This is a genomic window from Methyloceanibacter sp. (assembly GCF_035650995.1).
In the GTDB taxonomy this organism is placed as follows: domain Bacteria; phylum Pseudomonadota; class Alphaproteobacteria; order Rhizobiales; family Methyloligellaceae; genus Methyloceanibacter.
This window is the reverse complement of sequence record NZ_DASRGO010000136.1, coordinates 1-20,003: the sequence shown is the minus strand read 5'-3', so window position 1 is coordinate 20,003 and position 20,003 is coordinate 1. Positions and strand designations below refer to the sequence as shown.

The following is a 20,003-nucleotide window of genomic DNA, read 5'->3' as shown; positions in this document are numbered from 1 at the left end:
GCATGGCTTTGCCGCCGCCGGCGAGGACAAGGACGCGCTTCGCGACGGCAAGGCGATGAATATCGGGATCGTCACCGCCTATAACGACATGCTGTCTGCGCATCAGCCCTACGGGCGCTATCCCGATCAGATCAAGCTGTTTGCTCGCGAAGTGGGAGCGACCGCTCAAGTCGCGGGTGGCGTCCCCGCCATGTGCGATGGGGTAACGCAAGGCCAGCCTGGCATGGAGCTGTCGCTGTTCAGCCGCGACACGATCGCGCTGTCGAGCGCTATCGCTCTCAGCCACGGCATGTTCGAAGCGGCGGCACTTCTAGGCATCTGCGACAAGATCGTGCCCGGCCTCTTGATCGGTGCGCTTAGATTCGGACATCTGCCGGCAGTCCTCGTGCCGGGGGGGCCGATGCCCTCGGGCCTCTCCAACAAGGAGAAGCAGCGCATCCGCCAACTCTACGCCGAAGGCAAGGCCGGACGCGACGAGCTGCTCGCCGCCGAGGCCGCCTCCTATCATGAGCCCGGCACCTGCACCTTCTACGGCACCGCCAATTCCAACCAGATGATGATGGAGGTGATGGGCCTGCATGTTCCGGGCGCCGCCTTCGCCAATCCCGGCACCAGGCTCAGGCAGGAGCTGACCCGCGCTGCCATTCACCGACTGGCTGAAATCGGCTGGAATGGCAACGACTATCGGCCGCTCGGCCGCGTGGTTGACGAAAAGGCGGTCGTCAATGCTGCTGTCGGTCTGCTCGCGACCGGCGGGTCGACCAACCATGCGATCCACCTGCCGGCGATCGCGCGCGCGGCGGGAATCGTGATCGATTGGGAGGACTTCGATCGCCTGTCGGCCGTCGTCCCGTTGATCGCGCGGATCTATCCCAACGGCGCCGGCGACGTGAACGACTTCCAGGCAGCCGGCGGCATGGCCTTCACCATCGCGACCCTGCTCGATGCGGGGCTGCTCCACCGCGATCTCCTGACTGTCGGCGGCCAGAGCCTGGCCGACTACGCGCGCGAGCCCAAACTCGACGGAGAAACGCTGATCTGGCAGGAGCCGCCGCTCACCTCCCGCGACGGGACGATGCTGCGTCCGGCATCCGATCCGTTCAGACCCGATGGCGGCATGCGCCTGGTGACGGGCAATCTCGGACGCGCCATCTTCAAGACGAGCGCCGTCGATCCCTCTCGGTGGACCATCGAGGCGCCAGCACGAATCTTCTCCGACCAGAACGAGGTGCTTACCGCCTATAGGGCAGGGGAGCTCAATCGCGACGTGGTCGTGGTGGTGCGCTTTCAGGGCCCGCAAGCCAACGGCATGCCGGAACTGCACAAGCTTACGTCCTCGCTCGCCGTGTTGCAGGAGCACGGCTTCCGGGTAGCGCTTGTCACCGACGGGCGCATGTCCGGCGCCTCGGGCAAAGTTCCGGCGGCGATCCATGTGAGCCCCGAGGCGTTGTGCGGCGGGCCTTTGGCCAAACTCCGTGACGGGGACCTGGTCCGGCTGAGCGCCGATTGCGGCGAGCTGGCCGCTCTCGTCGAGGGCCGTGAGTGGGAGAGGCGCGAAAATGCGCCGCCGCCCGCGCCTTCCTCCGGCACGGGGCGCGAGTTGTTCGCCTTGATGCGTGAGGGCGCCGACGGAGCGGAGAGCGGCGCGTCGGCGATTCTGGCAGCAGCTGGATTATGAGGAAGGGCCGATCGCGATGGAGTTGGTGGCGGCAGATATTGGCGGAAGCCATGCGCGGTTCGCGATCGCGAAAGTCGAAGCCGGACGCGTGGTGAGCCTCGGCGATGCGGTCGTCTTCAAGACCGCCGAGCATGCGAGCCTTCAGACCGCGTGGGAGACCTTCGGCCGGCAATTGGGACGGCCTCTACCGCGCGCGGTGGCGTTGGCCGTCGCTTGTCCGATCTCCGGCGACCTGCTCAAGCTCACCAACAACCCGTGGATCATTCGCCCGGCCATGATTGCCGAGAGGCTCGGTGTCGACCGCGTCACTTTAATCAACGATTTCGGCGCGATCGGTCACGCCGTCCTGCGTGTCGGTCCGGAACATCTTAGCCATGTCTGCGGACCTGACGTATCCCTGCCGGGGGAGGGCGTTATCAGTATTGTCGGTCCCGGCAGCGGGCTCGGCGTGGCCTACGTGCTCCGCAGCGGGGGCGCCGATCGCGTCATCGAATGCGAGGGCGGTCATATCGACTACGCTCCGGTCGACGCCATCGAAGATGCGATCCTCGCGCGATTGCGCCGGCGGTACCCGAGAGTCTCGGTCGAGCGCGTTCTTTCCGGTCCGGGACTCGCCAATATTTTCGAGGCGCTCGCGGCAATCGAAGGACGCACGGTTCACGTTGGCGACGACAAGGCCGTCTGGACCGCGGCGCTTTCGGGCAACGACAGTCTTGCGGTTGCTGCGCTCGATCGCTTTTGCCTGATCCTCGGAAGCTTCGCGGGCAACATTGCGCTTGCTCATGGCTCAAAGGCCGTCGTCATCGCCGGCGGGCTAGGCTTGCGCATCGCCCACCTGCTGCCGCGTTCGGGGTTCGGCGGCCGGTTCACCGCCAAGGGGCGATTCGAGCGCTTGATGTCCACGATTCCGGTCAAGGTGAACGTTCATCCTCAGCCGGGACTGCTGGGCGCCGTCGCCGCCTTTGCCGAGCAGCACAGTTGATGAGAACGATCGAGTCCATCATGCGGCTCGCGCCTGTGATCCCCGTGGTCACCATTTCCGATGGCGCCTCGGCACGCCCGATCGCCGAAGCCTTGGTGGCCGGCGGTCTCAGGGCAATCGAGGTTACCTTGCGCACGCCAGCTGCACTCGATGCCGTCGCCGCGATCGCCAAGGTGGATGGAGCCATCGTCGGGGCTGGCACCGTCCTGAACGAACGCGATCTCGATGCAAGTCTGAAAGCTGGTGCGCGCTTCATCGTCTCGCCCGGTCTCACTCAGCCACTCGCCAAGGCGGCAATCGAGTCGCAAGCGCCGTTCCTGCCCGGCGTCGCCACGGCATCCGACATCATGCGGGGCCTCGACACGGGCTTCAGCCGGTTCAAGTTCTTCCCCGCCGTCGCGGCCGGCGGAATTCCGGCGCTAAAGGCGCTCGCGGCGCCGTTTCCACAATGCCGCTTCTGTCCGACCGGCGGCATCACCGAAGCGACGGCACCGGAATGGCTCGCGCTCGACGCGGTGGAATGCGTGGGTGGAAGCTGGCTCGTGCCGCCGGGGCCGCCGGACCTTGCGGCCATCACTGCTGCGGCCAAGACCGCAAGCCGCTTTTCCGTCTCACCAATGTCGGTGCGGTCCGTGAGTCTCGGCGCATGAGGTCCAATCAATTGCGCTAACCGGCGTCGCCTCGGACCTCGGAGGACATGCCGACTTCATCGAAGCAGGCCGAATTCGGAGAACGGCATGAAATTCACCGTGTCGCCCTCGCGCACCTCGGGAATATCCTCAAGCACCTCGATCAAGCCGTCCGATTCGCGGAGCGAAGAGAGCAGGCCTGAGCCGTCGCGGGGAAATTTGACGACCTGAAGCCGGCCATGGGCGTTGATCAGTTTTGCGCGCCAGAACTCGCGCCGGCCCAACTTCTTCTTTTGGCTGAACGCCGCGGGCAGGGGATAGCGCACCGGTTCGGGCCATGATCCTCCGGCAAGCCGAGTCAGCACCGGGCGAACATACATCAGGAAGCAGACGAAAACGGCAACGGGATTGCCGGGGAGGCCGAGAACCAGGGCGTCGCCGATCTGGCCGAAGCTCATCGGCCGCCCCGGCTTGATGGCGATCTGCCAAAGATGCCGCGTGCCGAGCGCATCGATGCTGCGGGCCACGTGATCCTCCGCTCCCTGGCTGGCGCCGCCGGAGATGATGATCGCATCGTAAGTCTTGCTTGCCTCCAGGAGCGCCGCGCGAACAAGCTCGGCCTTGTCCGGCAGGATGCTGAGATCGATCGCCTCAGCGCCGACCGCCTTGAGGAGTCCCTCGATCATCGGGGCATTGGCATCGTACACCTTGCCGATCGCAAAGCGTTCGCCCGGCCGCATGATCTCGTCGCCGGTCGAGGCGATGGCCACTTTGAGCGACGTATAGCAACGGAGCCGGTCGAGCCCGGTCGCGGCCGCGCTTGCGACTTCCTGCGGTCTCAGTCGCGTGCCTGCGTAGACCAGCACCTCTCCCGTCTTGGCGTCCTCGCCTGCCGATCGTCGGTTGGCGCCCCGCTTGAGACCGGGAGGAATGGTGATCCAGCGCTCGCCGTCTTCGCCGTCGATCGTCACGTCTTCCTGCATGACAACCGTATCGAGGCCTTCGGGCATAACGGCCCCGGTGAAGATGCGGACCGCGTCCCTCGGCGAGGGTCTCGCGGAGAAAGGATGCCCCGCCGAGGCTTCACCGGCGATCCTGAGGCGGCCGCCGGTTGCGCTGTCGTACGAAGCATGAGCGAACGCGTAACCGTCCACGGCGGCATTGTCATGGGCCGGGATGGGGCGGGGTGCCATGATCGCTTCGGCGAGATAGCGGCCGGTCGCGCCGGCAAGCCAAACCTCCTCGACGCTCGCGACGATCCGCACCCGAGCCTTGAGAATGGCGAGCGCCTCGCTATGGGCGATGCGGTCCTTGTCCAGGACGAAACAATCGTCGGCGAGCTTCGAGGTCATGGAGATTTGACGTCGAGATGCTCGATGATGAAGTCGGCAATCGCCGTCTTATCATCGAGATGGAAAGTTGGAAGGCTCGCCACTTCCGCTTCGGGCCGATCGGAGGCAAGAGCGACGATTCCCGGGAACGTCCCAAGAAGCGGCTCGCGCGAGGCCGCACCCTCCCTGCGGATCTCGATTTTCGGAAAGTTCTCGCGCTTGAAGCCCTCTACGAGCACGAGATCGCAAGGCCCGAGGTAACGGCAAATGTCCGCGAAAACGAGTTCGGGCTCGCCTCGAAGCTCGCGCATCAAGGCAAAACGCCGCGGGGAGGACAGAGCAATCTGCGCCGCACCGGCTTCGCGCAGCTTAAAGGAGTCGCGGCCGGGATGATCGATGTCGAAGCGCTCGTGAGCATGCTTGATGACCGAGACCACGAGGCCGCGGCCAGAGAGTTCTGCCACGAGGTTGGCCATAAGCGTCGTCTTGCCGGAGTTCTTCCAGCCGGCCACACCGAACAGCGGCGGCTTCATTTTGCTCGCCCCATCATCGCGTTCGCCCTGGCAAGGTCCTCCGGGGCGTTGATGTTGAAGAAGGGATCGATTGGCACGCCCCCGATTTCAACCTTTGGAAAATACACTTCGATCGCCCGCTGCTCTTCAGTAAATTGCCCGACCTTGCGCTTCTCTTGCTTGAGGAAGCTCCGAATCGCCGGTGCGAGCGCAACTGGCCAAAGACCTATGACGGGATGCACGCCTTCATCCGAGCGAGCCACCAAGAGCGTGAGGTCGTCCCTTGCTTCGGCGCGAAAGCGATCCACGAGGTCGATCGGAAAGAACGGCGTGTCGGTCGCGACCGTGACCACGTGCGTTGCGTCGCGGCAGTTCTCCTTGATCCATTCGAGCCCAGCGTGCACGCCGGCCAACGGTCCGGCAAAGCCGGCGATACTATCGGCAACCACCGGGAGGCCATAATCCGCAAAGCGTGACGCGTCTCCATTGGCACTGATCACGATGCCGGAGACCTGAGGCCTCAACCGCTCGACGATGCGCGCGAGGATCGGCTTGCCGGCGAGCGGCCTCAAGCACTTGTCGCCACCGCCCATGCGGCTCGACCTGCCGCCGGCGAGAAGCAGCCCGGCGACATTCAATTTTGCGTTCATCCGAAAATCCGGGTCACAGACCCGAGGCCGTCACGTTAAGCCCGGGATCCGCGACAGGGTGCTCTTTTCCTTTCGCAGCCTCGATCCTCACCGCGCAGTATTTGTATTCGGGAATCTTGCCGATCGGGTCGAGCTGTGGATTGGTCAAAATGTTCGCGGCCGCCTCGACATAGGCGAACGGGATGAAAACCATGTTCTCCTTGACGGCGAGGTCCGCTCGCGCTGTGAGCTCGATGCTTCCCCGGCGCGTCGTGACGCGGATCGTTGCGCCGGGCTTGATCCCGTAATGGGCAAGCGTCTCCGGGTGAAGACTCGCCGTCGGTCCCGGCTCGAGCCAATCGAGCACGTTGGCGCGCCTCGTCATGGCGCCGGTGTGCCAATGCTCCAGCTGGCGCCCGGTCATTAGGACGAGCGGGTACTCAGCATCCGGCACTTCGGCCGGAGGAAGAATATCGGCCGGGACGAGCTTGGCGCGCCCGGTCTCGGTGGGGAAGCCGTTGCCGAACACCACCGACTCGCCGGGATGATCCGGGGCCGGGCAGGGGTAGATTACCGACGATTCGCGCTCGAGCCGTTCCCAGGTGATGTTGTCGAGTGAAGGCATCGCGAGCTTCATCTCGGCAAACACCTCGGACGGGTGGCTGTAAGTCCACGGCAGGCCAAGACGCTTGGCCATTTCGACGAGGATCCAAAGATCGTCGCGCGTATCGCCGGGGAGGGGGAGCGCCTTGCGCCCCATCTGGACCTGGCGGTTGGTGTTGGTCACCGTGCCGGATTTTTCCGGCCACGCGGACGAAGGCAGGATCACGTCGGCCATCATCGCCGTCTCGGTCAGGAAGATGTCCTGCACCACGAGATGTTCGAGCTTGGCGAGGCCTGCGCGGGCGTGGTCGAGGTCGGGGTCGGACATGGCCGGGTTTTCGCCCTGGATGTACATGCCCTTGATCTCGCCTCGGTTCGCGGCGTTTATGATCTCAACCACCGTCAGCCCGGGTTTGGGGGAGAGTTCGGTCTTCCACAGTTCCTCGAACTTCTGGTGCACCGGGCCGCTGCTGACATCGGCGTAGTCCGGATAGAACATCGGGATGAGACCAGCGTCGGACGCGCCTTGCACGTTGTTTTGGCCGCGCAAAGGATGAAGCCCGGTGCCCGGCCTGCCGACTTGCCCGCACATGAGGGCGAGAGCGATCAGGCATCTCGCATTGTCGGTGCCGTGCACGTGCTGGGAGATGCCCATGCCCCAGAAGATCATGGCGCGCTCGGCGCGCCCATAGGTGCGGGCGACCTCGCGAACCGTCTTGGCGTCGATGCCGGTGATCTCGGCCGTCTCCTCCGGTCGATAGGCGGCGAGGTGTTCCTTGTAGAGCTCGAAATTGTCGGTGAACGCCTGGAGATATTGCACGTCGTAGAGCCCCTCCTCCACGATAACGTGCATGATCGAATTCAAAAGCGCGACGTCGCTCGCCGGCTTGAACTGCAGCATATAGGTGGCGTACTCGCGCAGCGCCTGCCCGCGCGGGTCGATGACGATCAGCTTTGCGCCGCGCTTCGCCGCCTGCTTGAAATAGGTCGCCGCGACGGGATGGTTTTCGGTCGGATTGGCGCCGATGACCACGATAACGTCGGCGTGCTCGACCTCGTTGAAGGTTGCGGTGACCGCGCCCGAGCCGATGCCCTCGATCAGCGCCGCGACCGACGAGGCGTGGCACAGCCGCGTGCAGTGATCGACATTATTATTATGGAAGCGCGTGCGGATCAGCTTCTGGAACAGATAAGCTTCTTCGTTGGTGCATTTGGCCGAGCCGAAGCCGGCGATGGCGCCGCTCCCGTGCGTCTGGGCGACCCTCGCGAGGCCGCCGGCGGCGAAGTCCAAGGCCTCCTCCCAGCTCGCCTCGAGGAAATGGGTGTAGGGATTCGAGGGATCGACATCGACACGCTTCGGCAACCCCGGCTTGCGGATGAGGGGCTTCATCAGCCGCTGCGGATTGGTCACATAATCGAATCCGAACCTTCCCTTGACGCACAGCCGGTTCTGGTTGGAGAAGCCGTTGCGGCCCTGCACGAAGGCGATTTTGTTGTCCTTGATCTCGTAGGTGATCTGACAGCCGACGCCGCAATAAGGGCAGACCGAGTGGACTTCGCGGTCGACTTCCCGGCTGCCATGCTGAGTGATGGGATCGACGATCGACTTCGGCATCAGCGCGCCGGTGGGGCACGCCTGGACGCATTCGCCGCAGGCGACGCACGTCGACTGGCCCATCGGATCGTCGAAATCGAACACCGGCTTGGCGTCGATGCCGCGGAACGCCATGCCGATCACGTCATTGACCTGCACCTCGCGGCAGGCGCGCACGCAAAGTCCGCAATCGATGCAGGCATCGAGATTGACGGCCATCGCGGGATGCGAAAGGTCGGGTTTCGGAATGCCGTGGGCCGGGAAGCGGGAAGTCTGGATGCCTTGCACTTCGGCCCAATGCCAGAACTTCGAGACCCGGTCAGGCGAATCTTCGCGCGGCGGCTGATCGGCGAGCAAAAGCTCCATGACCATGCGGCGGGACTTCACCGCTCGCTCGCTCGCCGTCTTCACCACCATGTTCGGCGCGGGTTTCCGGATGCAGGAGGCGGTCAGCACGCGCTCGCCCTCGACCTCGACCATGCACGCGCGACAGTTGCCGTCGGCGCGGTAGCTCGGTTCCGGCAACCAACAGAGATGCGGGATGTCAATTCCCTCGCGCTGTGCGACCTGCCAGATGGTCTCGCCAGGGCGGGCGGAGACCACCTTGCCGTCGAGAGTGAAGAGCAATTGATCGGTCATGGCCTAATTCCTTGCCCCTACGGGCTTGGTTCATTCATCCATCAGGCGCGTCCGGCGACCTCGGTTCCAAGGCGCTCGTCGAGGAAGAATTGCATCGCCGAAATAAAAGCATTGGGAGCAGCCTGTCCGAGCCCGCAGATCGATGCGTCGCGCATCGTCTGAGCGAGCTCGCTGAGCAGTTCCTTATCCCACTCGCGTTGGGTGAGAAGAGCGACCGCCTTGTCGCATCCGACCCGGCAGGGCGTGCATTGGCCGCAGGACTCGCTCTTGAAGAAGCTCAAAAGATTGATGGCGATCTCGGCGATGTCGTCCTTGTCGGAGAAAATGACGATGGCGTGACTGCCGACGAAGGCGCCGTATTTGTCGAGCGTACCGAAATCGAGCGGCACATCGGCAAGGCTCGACGGCAGAATTCCGCCGGAGGCGCCGCCCGGCAGATAGGCCTTGAACTCCTGGCCGTCCTCCATGCCCCCAGCGAGCTCGATCAGCTCACGCGCGGTGATGCCCGCAGGGGCAACAATGACACCGGGCTTCTTGACCCGGCCCGAGACCGACCACGAGCGGAAGCCCTTGGAACCGTTGACACCGTGATCGGCGAACCATTTGGCGCCCTTGAGGAGTATCTCCGGCACCCAATAGAGCGTCTCGACATTATTATTGAGCGTCGGCCGTCCGAACAGGCCGACTTCGGCGATATAGGGCGGGCGGTTGCGCGGATAGCCGCGCTTGCCTTCGATCGACTCGATCATCGCCGACTCTTCGCCGCAAATATAGGCGCCGGCGCCGCGCCTCAGCTCGATCTTGCCCTTCTCGATGATGCCCGCTTGTTCGAGCGCCGCGATTTCGTGGGCGAGGATGTGGAGCACGGCCGGATATTCATCGCGCATATAGAGGTAGATGCGCTCCGCCTCGACGGCCCAAGCGCCGATAAGCGCGCCTTCGAACATCTGGTGTGGATTGCGCTCGAGATAGAAGCGGTCCTTGAACGTGCCCGGCTCGCCCTCGTCGCCGTTGATGGTCATGAGTCGGGGGCCTGGGTAGGATCGCACGATCTGCCACTTGCGCCCGATCGGAAACCCTGCGCCTCCGAGCCCTCGAAGCCCCGCGTCCGACATCTCCTTGATGACCGCATCGACGCTTCGCTCTCCCTTGAGACAGCTCTCCAGCACTTTGTAGCCGCCCTGGGCTCGGTACTCGCTCAACGTCTCGTAACGCGGGATCTCAGTCTCGCGCTTTCCGCTCTTGATCACCGTTTCGACGCTGGCCTGTGTGGCGTGATCCACGAAGTAATGGCCGACTTCGCATACGGGCGCTGTGTCGCACCGTCCCATGCACGGAGCGCGCATCACCCTGACCTGAGACGGTTCGGCGCTGGACTTCAGAGTCCGATAGAGCGCCTCTGCGCCCTTGATCGCGCAGGTGATCGAATCGCAGATCCGAACCGTGGTGGGAGGAGGCGGCGTTTCGCCCTCCTTGACCACGTCAAAATGGGCGTAGAACGTCGCGACCTCGTAGGCTGCGGCCTGTGGCAATCTGATCTCCTCGCAAAGCGCGCGCAGATGACGGGCCGAGATGTAGTGATAGTGATCCTGGATAAGGTGCAGATACTCGATCAGCAGGTCGTGCCGCCGCGGCATATCGCCCAAGAGCTCACGGATCTCGCGGAACGCCTCTGCCTCGAGCTGCCGGCCCTTGGGAAAAGCCCGCGCGCGCTTGCGTGATCCGACGTGTCTCGCCGGGCGGTCGGGGCCGCCGTCGCCTGCTGTCTTTTGCTCCACTTCGCCTACCCTTCCGCTTGCGTCATTCCGACCCTCAGGAAGCTTGGCCCGGCAACTCTTCTCACCACCGCCGGTTGGTGATACAGCGGCACGTCTTTGGCGACAAGTAAGCTCAGCACCCCGGCAAATATTCCTTCGCAGGGCCTACCCTTGCAGCTTCGAGGCCTTTTTTTGCATCGCAACAAGGCAAGCTGCCGCCGAAATGGAGTATCGTTGCCATTGATATAGTAAGCCCGGCCCAGTCCTCCCATGACCGATCTCGTCGAAGCTTTTCACACGGCTCTGAGGCTCATTGTCACGATTGATCCGCAACTGATCGAGATTGTGATGCTGTCGTTGCAGGTGAGCCTGCTCGCAGTGCTTCTCGCCGGTATCGTCGGTTTCCCCCTCGGCGCAGCTCTTGCCGTTTATCGCTTTCCCGGCCGTGGCTTGGCCACGGCCGCATTGAATGCCCTGATGGGGCTCCCACCCGTCGTCGTCGGACTCGTGGTTTACCTCCTTCTCTCGAACGCGGGTCCGCTGGGCGTCCTTCAACTGCTCTATACGCCGGCGGCGATGATCATCGCCCAGACGGTTCTCGTGGTTCCCATCATCGCGGCACTCTCGCGCCAGCACTGCGAGGACCTGTTCGAGGAGTATGACGAGCATCTCCGCTCGCTCGGGGCCTCCTCGCGCGAAATCGCCGCGACGTTGCTGTGGGACGGGCGCTACCGGCTGACCACCGCCGTGCTCGCCGGTTTCGGCCGGGCCATTGCCGAAGTCGGCGCGGTGATGATCGTTGGCGGAAATATCGACCACGTGACGCGGACAATGACCACGGCGATCGCGCTCGAAACATCGAAGGGCAATATTGCGTTAGCTCTTGCCCTCGGAATGGTGCTGCTCGCTACCTCCGTCGCGATTAGCGGAGCATTGATGGGCGTGCGGCGTGGCGCGAGGCGCTTTGCCTATGCTTGAACACGCCGCCCCGCAACCATTGTATGAGCGCAGCGCCAGGGAGGCCTGCTCCCTCCTTCCGCTCGAGCTCCGTGGCCTCACCTATGAGGTCGGAGGTCAGCGTGTCATCGACGGCATTGACGCTCGAATCGGGGAATCCGGGATTACCGTGATCATGGGACCGAACGGTGCGGGCAAGAGTATGCTGCTCAGGCTCATGCACGGGCTCATCGCTCCCACCGGCGGCGAGATCTCGTGGGCCGGGCAACGCCCTCACCGGGCGATCGCCTGCCGTCAGGCCATGGTCTTCCAGAAGCCGGTGCTGCTTCGGCGCTCCGCCGCAGGCAATATTCGGCATGCTCTGCGGCTGCGGCGGGTCAACCGGCGCGAGCGCGCGGCACGCGTCGAAGAGGTCTTGCGGCTGGCCGGGCTCGAAGCGCGCGCGGACACCCCGGCGCGTACGCTGTCCGGCGGCGAGCAACAACGCCTTTGTCTTGCACGTGCGCTCAGTCTCGAGCCGGAAGTCCTGTTTCTCGACGAACCGACGGCTAGCCTCGATCCGGCGTCGACCTTGCTGATCGAGCGGCTGCTGATCGAAGCGCAACGGCGCGGCATCAAGATCGTTCTCGTCACGCATGACGTGGGCCAGGCGCGCAGGCTCGCCCACGATGTCATGTTTCTCCATCACGGACGCGTTATCGAGCACGCGGCGGCCAAGGACTTTTTCGACCGACCGCGGAGCGAGGTAGCGCGGGCCTATGTTGCCGGCGGGCTTGTGCTCTGAGCAAGGAGGGATCGATGACCAAGATTCATAGAAGGGCAATCCTCGCAGCTGCCCTTTATGCGGTCTTGCTTCTCGCGGCTCACGACCGGCTGGTTGCGGGTGAGGACAAATTTATCATCGTGCAATCGACGACTTCGACCCAGAACTCGGGCCTGTTCGAGCACATCCTTCCCATCTTCACTAAGAAGACCGGCATCGAAGTGCGTGTCGTCGCGGTGGGCACCGGCCAGGCCCTGAAGAACGCCGCGAACGGCGACGGCGACGTCGTGCTCGTTCATTCGAAGCCCGACGAAGAGAAATTCGTTGCCGACGGCTGGGGCGTGAAGCGCTACGACGTCATGTATAACGACTTTATTATTGTCGGGCCCGCTGCCGACCCGGCCAAGATTGCCGGCCTGAAAGATGCGGCCCAAGCCTTCAAGCAGATCGCCGCGGCAAAGGCGCCGTTTGCCTCGCGGGCCGACGACTCCGGCACCAACAAGGCCGAAATCAAGCTTTGGCAGGCCGCCGGCGTCGACGCCAAGGCGGCGAGCGGCAGTTGGTATCTCGAAACCGGGTCGGGCATGGGCGCGACGCTCAACTTCGCGGTGGGCAAGGAGGCCTACACCCTGACCGACCGGGGCACGTGGCTTAGCTTCGCAAACAAAAGTGATTTCAAGGTCCTAGTCGAGGGCGATCCCAAGCTGTTCAACCAGTACGGGGTCATTCTCGTCAATCCGGCGAAACATCCCAACGTGAAGGTCAAAGAGGGGCAGGCCTTCATCGATTGGCTGATCGGCCCCGAAGGGCAGGCGGCGATCGCGAGTTACAAGATCGACGGCCAGCAGCTCTTTTTTCCGAATGCCGGCCCGCCCAGTTGATGGCTGGCGGTCTCGATCGGCTTGCGCCGTCCGACTCGACTTGGTTTTCGAAAGTGCCAGCGAGCGACGTCGCGGTCTTTAGCAGGGCCGGCGCTCGACGCTCTCGCCGTAACGGGCCAAGCATGTGCGTAGGGTACCAGCCAAACGCGATGCAAAGCGCGAGCAGGACTCCGGGCCAGCGTTAGAAGCTTGGCAAACTTGGGCCAGCGCAACGTGACCCCCGCGCCCGCTACGCCATGCCGCGACCGCCCGACGGGGGCGGGTTACTGCGCCGGCCCCTTAGTCTCCACCCGTCGTTGATTGGCATCAAAGAGCGCGCGATCCGACCGTTTCGCCGCAAGCCGCGCTGCGCCCGCTCCGGCCTCCGCGACGAGTTTTGCGATTTCGCCACGGCAAGAGCCGCAATTCGTGCCGGCCTTCAGCGTCTCACCGATTGCCTCGAGCGTCAGGCAGCCGCGTGCCGCCGCAGCGGCGATTTCGTTTGCGCCGACGCCGTAGCAGGAACAGACGATGGCGCCCCGATCGACGAAACCGTTGCCCGGCCTGCCGGCGATGACCGCTACGCGTGCCCGCTGATCCGGATGACGCTTCACGAGTTGCTCACAAGCCCAGGCACGCGGCGCGGCGACCGGCTCGGCGGCGACGAACAGAGCACCAACCAAACGCTCGCCGTCGAAGCAGGCGAACCGATGCCGCCCTGCCGCTTCGTCGTGATAAGCCAGCGTCTCGGCGCCCTCGCGAGGTGCGAACAGCGAAGCAGCGAAGGCCTGCCAGTTTTGACCCTCATCGGCGAAGGCAAGCTCGATTCGCCACCCGCCTTCGCATTTGGCGAGCGCCCAATAATCCGCCGCGACATTGCTGGGACGGTCGGCAATCACCGCAAAGCCGTATTTAGCCGCACCGAATCGCTCCACGCGCACTGGTACGCGTTTCGAGGCCGGCTGGCCGGAATGGGGATCGGTCACCGCCGGCACGAGCGTGTCGATGCGCGCGTTCGCGGCGAATTGGTCGGTCCAGTGCATGGGCACGAATACGGTTCCTCGCCTCTGCCGCGAGGTGATGAGCGCGCGCACCAGAACCTCTCCGCGCTCGCTCATGACTCGCACGATATCGGCGTCGGCGATGCCGAAACGCTGCGCATCGCCGGGATGGATTTCGGCGAAGGGTTCGGCGAGGTGTTGCGACAAGCGCGCGCTCGCTCCGGTCCGCGTCATGGTGTGCCAATGGTCGCGCACGCGGCCCGTGTTCAGAATGAGAGGAAAAGCGTCCGCCGGCTTCGGCGCGGGCGGACGAACCGCGACGATGCGCGCGCTGCGGTCGCTCGTGTAGAAACCGCCGGCGCCGAAGAACCGCGTCTCGGCGGGAGCGCCCGGCCTCGGTCGCGGCCATTGGAAGGGGCACATCCTGTCGTAGCTCTGCCGGTCGATGCCGGAGAAAGCTCCGATATCGAAATCGCGTTCGCCGTCATTCTCGAAGGCCGATAGCGCGGCATGCTCGGCGAAGATCTCGGCCGGGGATCTGTAGGGGAAATCGCGTGCGAAACCCATTCGTTTCGCGACCTCGGCAATGATCCACCAATCCGGCCGCGCCAAGCCCGGCAACGGCAGGAAGGCGCGCTGCCGCGAGATGCGCCGCTCCGAATTGGTGATCGTCCCATCCTTCTCGCCCCACGCAGCCGCCGGCAGCTTCACGTGGGCGTGGCGAATCGTATCGGTGTCGCGGACCACGTCGGAAACGACGAGAAACGGGCAGTCGCGCAGCGCCTGTTCGACGCGGCCGGCATCGGGCATCGAATCGGCTGGGTTGGTGGCCATGATCCACAGGGCCTTGATGCGGCCGTCGCGCACTGCCTCGAACATGTCGACGGCCTTCAGCCCCGGTCTCGAGGCGATGCGAGGCGACTGCCAGAAGCGCCGCACTCGCTCGCGATGGATCGAGTTCTCGATCTCCATATGCGCCGCAAGCATATTGGCGAGACCGCCTACCTCGCGCCCGCCCATGGCGTTCGGCTGACCGGTGACCGAGAAGGGGCCGGTGCCCGGCTTGCCGATGCGGCCGGTGGCGAGATGGCAATTGATGATGGCGTTGACCTTGTCGGTGCCGCAAACCGACTGGTTGGCGCCCTGGCTGAATACGGTGACCACCTTCTCGGTCGCGGCGAACAGGCGGTAGAAATGCTCGATCCGGCCGACAGAAAGCCCTGTCGCATTCGCGACCGCTTCGAGGGTAAGGGCCGAGGCGGCGGTGAGCGCTTCCTCAAGGCCGATCGTGTGCGCCTCGACATAGGCGCGGTCGATGCGCCGCTCGGCAGCGAGATGCGCGAGCAGACCAAGGAACAACGCTACGTCGCCGTCGGCCTTGATAGGCAGGTGCAGATCGGCGATCTCGGCAGTCATGGTGCGGCGCGGATCGACGAGCACGACCTGCATCTCCGGCCGCTCCTCTTTTGCCGCAGCCATGCGCTGGTAGAGCACCGGATGGCACCAGGCGAGATTGGAGCCGACGAGCACGACGAGGTTGGCAAGCTCGAAATCGCGATAAGTGCCCGGGACGGTGTCGGAGCCGAAGGCGCGCCGGTGGCCAGCGACTGAGGAGGCCATGCACAGCCGCGAATTGGTGTCGATATTGGCCGAGCCGATGAAACCCTTCATCAGCTTGTTGGCGACGTAATAGTCCTCGGTGAGGAGCTGGCCCGAGACGTAGAACGCGACCGAATCCGGTCCGTGCTCGGCGATTGCAGCGGAGAACCGCGATGCCACCAGATCGAGAACTTCGTCCCAGGACGCTTGGCGTCCCTCGATCTCGGGAGCAAGCAAGCGCCCTTCGAGACCGATCGTCTCGCTGAGCGCCGCTCCCTTTGAGCAGAGGCGCCCGAAATTTGCGGGATGATCGGGGTCGCCCCGCAACGTTGTCCTGCCGTCCGGTGCGACCTCTGCCAGCACGCCGCAGCCGACCCCGCAATAGGGGCAGGTGGTCCTGAGCGCGCGCGAGGTCGGGGAAGTTCGCATCAGGCCGCCCGCACCACCACGTCGCTGGCGATAAACAGCTCGCCGCCCTCGGCCTTAATAGGGATGGTGCGCACTGACCCTTCATCGGCGCCTTGCGCCTTGCCCGTTTCAAGCGAGATCACCCAGTTGTGCAGCGGGCAGGTGACGGAGGTGCCGTGCACGATGCCCTGGCTCAAGGGTCCGCCTTTATGGGGGCAACGGTCGTCGGTGGCGAAGACCTGGTCGTCGGCGGTGCGGAACACGGCGATCGTGCCCCGCGGCGTCGCCACGCAGCGGGCGCCTCGGCGCGGAATGTCGTCAAGCATGCCGATCTTGATCCAGCGCATCGGGGTCACTCCGCGGCCCGCGCGAACCCGACCGAGGCGAGCGAGCGGAATTCATGCTTGTCCTTGCCGGCGGCGCGCTCGGCCCACGGGTCGACCTGGGCGAATTGCTGCGAATAGATGAAGCGCGTGTAGTAGACCGTGCGCTTTTCGAGATCGTCCATGATCTGGCGGCGGATCTCGTCGACGCCGATGCGCTTCGCCCATTTGTAGATGCGCTCGAGATACCGGCCTTGCTCGCGATACATCTGAACGAGCGCCGCGATCACCTCGAGCGCCTCGTCTTCGGTAGAGACGTGGCCGAGCACTTCGGTGCCCTTGATGTCGAGGCCGGCGGCGCCGGCGAAGTGGATTTCGTAGCCCGACTCGACGCAGATCACGCCCACGTCCTTGCACGTCGCCTCGGCGCAATTGCGCGGGCAGCCCGACACCGCCATCTTCACCTTGGCCGGCGTCCACGAGCCCCACATGAAGCGCTCGATGCGTACGCCGAGCCTGGTCGAATCCTGGGTGCCGAAGCGGCACCATTCGGAGCCGACGCAGGTCTTTACCGTGCGGATGCCCTTGGCGTAGGCATGGCCCGAGACGAAGCCGGCTTTGCCGAGCTCGGACCATACCGCCGGCAGGTCTTCCTTGCGCACGCCGAGCATGTCGATACGCTGACCTCCGGTGACCTTGACCGTAGGGATCTGAAATTTGTCGACCACGTCGGCGATGGCGCGAAGCTCTGCCGCGCTGGTCACGCCGCCCCACATGCGCGGCACGACCGAATAGGTGCCGTCCTTCTGGATGTTGGCGTGGACGCGCTCGTTGATGAAGCGCGATTGGTAATCATCGGCATAGTCGCCCGGCCATTCGCACACGAGGTAGTAGTTGAGGGCAGGGCGGCATTTGGCGCACCCGCATGACGTCTTCCATTCGAGCTCTTGCATCACGGCGGGAATGGTGCGCAGGCGTTTCGCTTTGATCAGCCTACGCACGTCGTCATGGCCGAGCGTGGTGCAGCCGCACATGGGCTGGACGACCGCCGGGTTATAGGCATCGCCGAGCTTGAGTTTGAGCAATTGTTCGACGAGGCCGGTGCAGGAGCCACAGCTCGCCGAGGCCTTGGTATGCGCGCGTACCTCCTCGAGCGACGTCAGTCGCTTAGCTTCGATGGCGCCGGAGATCTTTCCCTTGCACACGCCGTTGCAGCCGCAGATCTCCGCATCATCCGGCAACGCTGCAACGGCCGCCATAGGGTCCAGGGGGGTGCCTCCCTGATAGGCCTGGCCGAAGATCAATGTGTCGCGCATCGCCGATATGTCGACCTCGCGCTTCTTGAGGTCGCTGAACCAGGCGCCGTCGGCAGTCTCGCCGAACAGCACCGTACCGATGATGCGATTGTCCTTCAGCACGAGGCGCTTGTAGACACCGGCCGAAGCGTCGCGCAGCACGATCTCCTCGCGGTCGTCGCCGTCGGCGAAATCGCCTAGAGAAAAAAGATCAATGCCCGTCACCTTGAGCTTGGTCGGTGTGTCGCTGTGGACGAAGCGGGCGCCGTCGTCGCCGGACAGGCGCGCCGCAGCGACGCGGGCCATCTCGTAGAGCGGTGCCACCAGCCCGTAGGTATGGCCGCCGACCTCGGCACATTCGCCGATGGCGAAGATGTCGGGGTCGGAGGTGCGCATGCCGGGGTCGACGACGATGCCGCGATTGACCTCGAGGCCTGTATCCTTGGCGAGCCAGGCATTCGGCTTGATTCCAGCCGCCATGACCACAAGTGTGGCCTTGATCTTGCGCCCGTCGGCGAGCTCGACCGCTTCGACCTTGAGTTCGCCCAGGATTGCCTTGGTCTCGGCTTTGGTAATCACTTTGATGCCGCGCGCCTCGATCGCCTTCTGCAGCAGGTAGCCCGCGGCGGGATCGAGCTGGCGCTCCATCAGCGTCGGCATCAGATGCAGCACGGTCACATCCATGCCGCGCGCCTTGAGCCCTGCGGCGGCCTCTAGCCCGAGCAGGCCGCCTCCGATTACCACCGCTTTCGCCGTGGATTGGGCGGCAAGCAGCATCGCGTTGACGTCGTCGAGGTCGCGATAGGTGAGCACGCCGGCGAGGGTGTTGCCCGGGACCGGCAGCACGAACGGAACCGAGCCCGTGGCGATGACGAGCTTGTCGTAGCGCGTCACCACGCCGTGATTGGATATCAGCGTCTTGGCGGCGCGGTCGATGCCGACGACCTTGTGCCCCTTGTAGAGGATGATGCCGTTCTTGATGTACCACCCGTCGCCGTGGATGATGATTTCCTCATACTCCTTCTCGCCCGATAGCACCGGCGAGAGCATGATGCGATCGTAATTGACCCGCGGCTCGGCGTTGAAGATGGTGACCTCGTAGCGCCCGCGCGCCTTCTCGAACAGATGTTCGAGCATCCGTCCCGGCGCCATGCCGTTGCCGATGATGACGAGCTTCTCGGTCATGACGTGGCCTCCGCCTCAAGTTGAACGGCGGACGCGGGCCGCGCTGCGCGGCGCCCCAGCGCGCGGATCGCCGCGTGCATCATGCCGAGCGAGGCGATCACCAGCACGAAGAGCAGCATGAAGCAGCTCTGCCAGAGCCCGGTCACATCGTTGAGGAAGCCGAAGGCGATCGGCAGCACGAACCCGCCGAGACCGCCGATCATGCCAACCAGCCCGCCGACGGCGCCGACACTGTCCGGGTAGTAGGACGGCACGTGCTTGTAGACCGCCGCCTTGCCGAGACTCATGAAGAAGCCGAGGATGAAGATCACCACGATGAAGGCGAGCGGTCCGACCTCGAAGTGGAAGGAAATACGTCCTCCTATTCCTTGCGCCACGAAATCGGTGGGGGGCACCGAAAGGATGAGGGTCGCGATCGCCGAGACGGCGAACGTCCAGTAGAGCACCGTGCGCGCGCCGATTCGGTCCGACAGCACCCCGCCATAGGCGCGGAAGATGCTGCCGGGGATGGAGAAGAAGGCGGCAATCATGCCAGCCGTGGCGATGCCGAAGCCATAAGCGCCGATCAGGTAACGGGGCAGCCAGAGCGCGAGCGCGACGAACGCGCCGAAGGCGAAGAAGTAATAGAGTGCGAAGCGCCAGACTTGCGCCTTCTTGAGCGGCGCGTATTCATGCAGCAAGCTCGTGCGCGGCTCGCCCTGCTTGCCTCGCGTGCGGATGACCGGGTCGTCGCTGGTGGTGAACCAGAACACGATGGCCATGGCGGCAAGAATCGCAGCCCAGATCAGGGCGACGGACTGCCAGCCCCACGCGAGCAGCACGAACGGCGCGAGAAACTTGGTCACCGCCGCGCCGACGTTGCCGGCGCCGAAAATGCCGAGCGCCGTGCCCTGTTTGCCCTGCGGGAAGAAACGCGAGACGTAGGTCACGCCGACGGCGAAGGATCCTCCGGCGATGCCGACCCCCAGCGCGGCGATGAGCATCTCCGGATAGGTCTTGGCGAAGGCGAGCAGGAAGGTCGCAAGCGCCGCAGCCAGCATGGTCGCGGTATAGACCAGCCTTCCCCCATAGCGGCTTGTCCATACGCCCAGGATCACGCGGACAAGGGAGCCGGTAAGGATTGGGGTGCCGACGAGGAGGCCGAATTCGGTCTCGCTTAGGCCGAGCTCCTGTTTGATCTGGATGCCGATGATGGAAAAGATCGTCCACACCGCGAAGCAGATGGTGAAGGCGATGGTGGACATCCAAAGCGCACGCG

15 protein-coding genes are annotated in these 20,003 nt (G+C 64.3%); 6 read left to right on the top strand and 9 right to left on the bottom strand.

Going from position 1 to position 20,003, the window contains the following annotated elements:
- The 3 genes from edd to eda all read left to right on the top strand — a co-directional run.
- A partial coding sequence (edd, locus tag VFB18_RS10450) for a phosphogluconate dehydratase (RefSeq protein ID WP_324974608.1) occupies positions 1-1,678 on the top strand: 1,678 nt, incomplete at its 5' end.
- A gap of 16 nt (positions 1,679-1,694) precedes the next feature.
- Positions 1,695-2,660 carry a glucokinase gene (gene glk / locus VFB18_RS10445; protein ID WP_324974605.1) on the top strand — a complete coding sequence of 322 codons (966 nt, stop codon included), beginning with the start codon at positions 1,695-1,697 and terminating at the stop codon, positions 2,658-2,660.
- The gene (gene eda, locus VFB18_RS10440; RefSeq protein ID WP_324974602.1) at positions 2,660-3,310 is read left to right on the top strand and encodes a bifunctional 4-hydroxy-2-oxoglutarate aldolase/2-dehydro-3-deoxy-phosphogluconate aldolase; all 651 of its coding nucleotides are present in this window, start codon (positions 2,660-2,662) and stop codon (positions 3,308-3,310) included. Before glk ends, eda begins: the two co-directional genes overlap by 1 nt.
- A gap of 56 nt (positions 3,311-3,366) precedes the next feature.
- Here the strand turns inward: eda and glp are convergent, their stop codons facing one another.
- The 5 genes from glp to VFB18_RS10415 are packed head-to-tail and all read right to left on the bottom strand — an operon-like array spanning position 3,367 to position 10,375.
- Entirely contained in the window at positions 3,367-4,641 is a 1,275-nt protein-coding gene (gene glp / locus VFB18_RS10435) for a gephyrin-like molybdotransferase Glp (RefSeq protein ID WP_324974600.1), read from the bottom strand.
- Positions 4,638-5,153, bottom strand: a complete 516-nt coding sequence (gene mobB / locus VFB18_RS10430; RefSeq protein ID WP_324974597.1) for a molybdopterin-guanine dinucleotide biosynthesis protein B — start codon at positions 5,151-5,153, stop codon at positions 4,638-4,640. The genes glp and mobB overlap by 4 nt, the downstream gene beginning before the upstream one ends.
- The gene (gene mobA, locus VFB18_RS10425) at positions 5,150-5,782 is read right to left on the bottom strand and encodes a molybdenum cofactor guanylyltransferase MobA (protein ID WP_324974595.1); all 633 of its coding nucleotides are present in this window, start codon (positions 5,780-5,782) and stop codon (positions 5,150-5,152) included. Before mobA ends, mobB begins: the two co-directional genes overlap by 4 nt.
- Positions 5,783-5,795: 13 nt before the next feature.
- Positions 5,796-8,597, bottom strand: a complete 2,802-nt coding sequence (gene fdhF, locus VFB18_RS10420; RefSeq protein WP_324974592.1) for a formate dehydrogenase subunit alpha — start codon at positions 8,595-8,597, stop codon at positions 5,796-5,798.
- A gap of 41 nt (positions 8,598-8,638) precedes the next feature.
- Positions 8,639-10,375, bottom strand: coding sequence for an NAD(P)H-dependent oxidoreductase subunit E (locus VFB18_RS10415; RefSeq protein ID WP_324974589.1), 1,737 nt, complete (start codon positions 10,373-10,375; stop codon positions 8,639-8,641).
- A 249-nt stretch (positions 10,376-10,624) separates the two neighbouring features.
- Here VFB18_RS10415 and VFB18_RS10410 point away from each other — a divergent pair, with 249 nt between their 5' ends.
- From VFB18_RS10410 to VFB18_RS10400, 3 genes are read left to right on the top strand one after another with little or no spacing between them, the layout of a single operon-like run.
- A complete protein-coding gene (locus VFB18_RS10410; RefSeq protein WP_324974586.1) occupies positions 10,625-11,332 on the top strand; it encodes an ABC transporter permease in 708 nt (235 codons plus the stop codon).
- A complete protein-coding gene (locus tag VFB18_RS10405) occupies positions 11,325-12,095 on the top strand; it encodes a phosphate ABC transporter ATP-binding protein (RefSeq protein WP_324974583.1) in 771 nt (256 codons plus the stop codon). The genes VFB18_RS10410 and VFB18_RS10405 overlap by 8 nt, the downstream gene beginning before the upstream one ends.
- 14 nt (positions 12,096-12,109) lie before the next feature.
- The gene (locus VFB18_RS10400; RefSeq protein ID WP_324974580.1) at positions 12,110-12,955 is read left to right on the top strand and encodes a substrate-binding domain-containing protein; all 846 of its coding nucleotides are present in this window, start codon (positions 12,110-12,112) and stop codon (positions 12,953-12,955) included.
- Between the two features lie 263 nt (positions 12,956-13,218).
- On the opposite strand, the gene VFB18_RS10395 is transcribed toward VFB18_RS10400, so the two are convergent.
- The 4 genes from VFB18_RS10395 to VFB18_RS10380 all read right to left on the bottom strand — a co-directional run.
- Positions 13,219-15,963, bottom strand: a complete 2,745-nt coding sequence (locus VFB18_RS10395; protein WP_324974576.1) for a molybdopterin-dependent oxidoreductase — start codon at positions 15,961-15,963, stop codon at positions 13,219-13,221.
- The gene (nirD, locus tag VFB18_RS10390; RefSeq protein ID WP_324974573.1) at positions 15,963-16,289 is read right to left on the bottom strand and encodes a nitrite reductase small subunit NirD; all 327 of its coding nucleotides are present in this window, start codon (positions 16,287-16,289) and stop codon (positions 15,963-15,965) included. The genes VFB18_RS10395 and nirD overlap by 1 nt, the downstream gene beginning before the upstream one ends.
- A gap of 5 nt (positions 16,290-16,294) precedes the next feature.
- The gene (gene nirB / locus VFB18_RS10385; RefSeq protein WP_324974571.1) at positions 16,295-18,745 is read right to left on the bottom strand and encodes a nitrite reductase large subunit NirB; all 2,451 of its coding nucleotides are present in this window, start codon (positions 18,743-18,745) and stop codon (positions 16,295-16,297) included.
- On the bottom strand, positions 18,742-20,003 hold a 1,262-nt coding region (locus VFB18_RS10380; protein ID WP_324974569.1), incomplete at its 5' end, for a nitrate/nitrite transporter. The genes VFB18_RS10380 and nirB, both read right to left, overlap by 4 nt.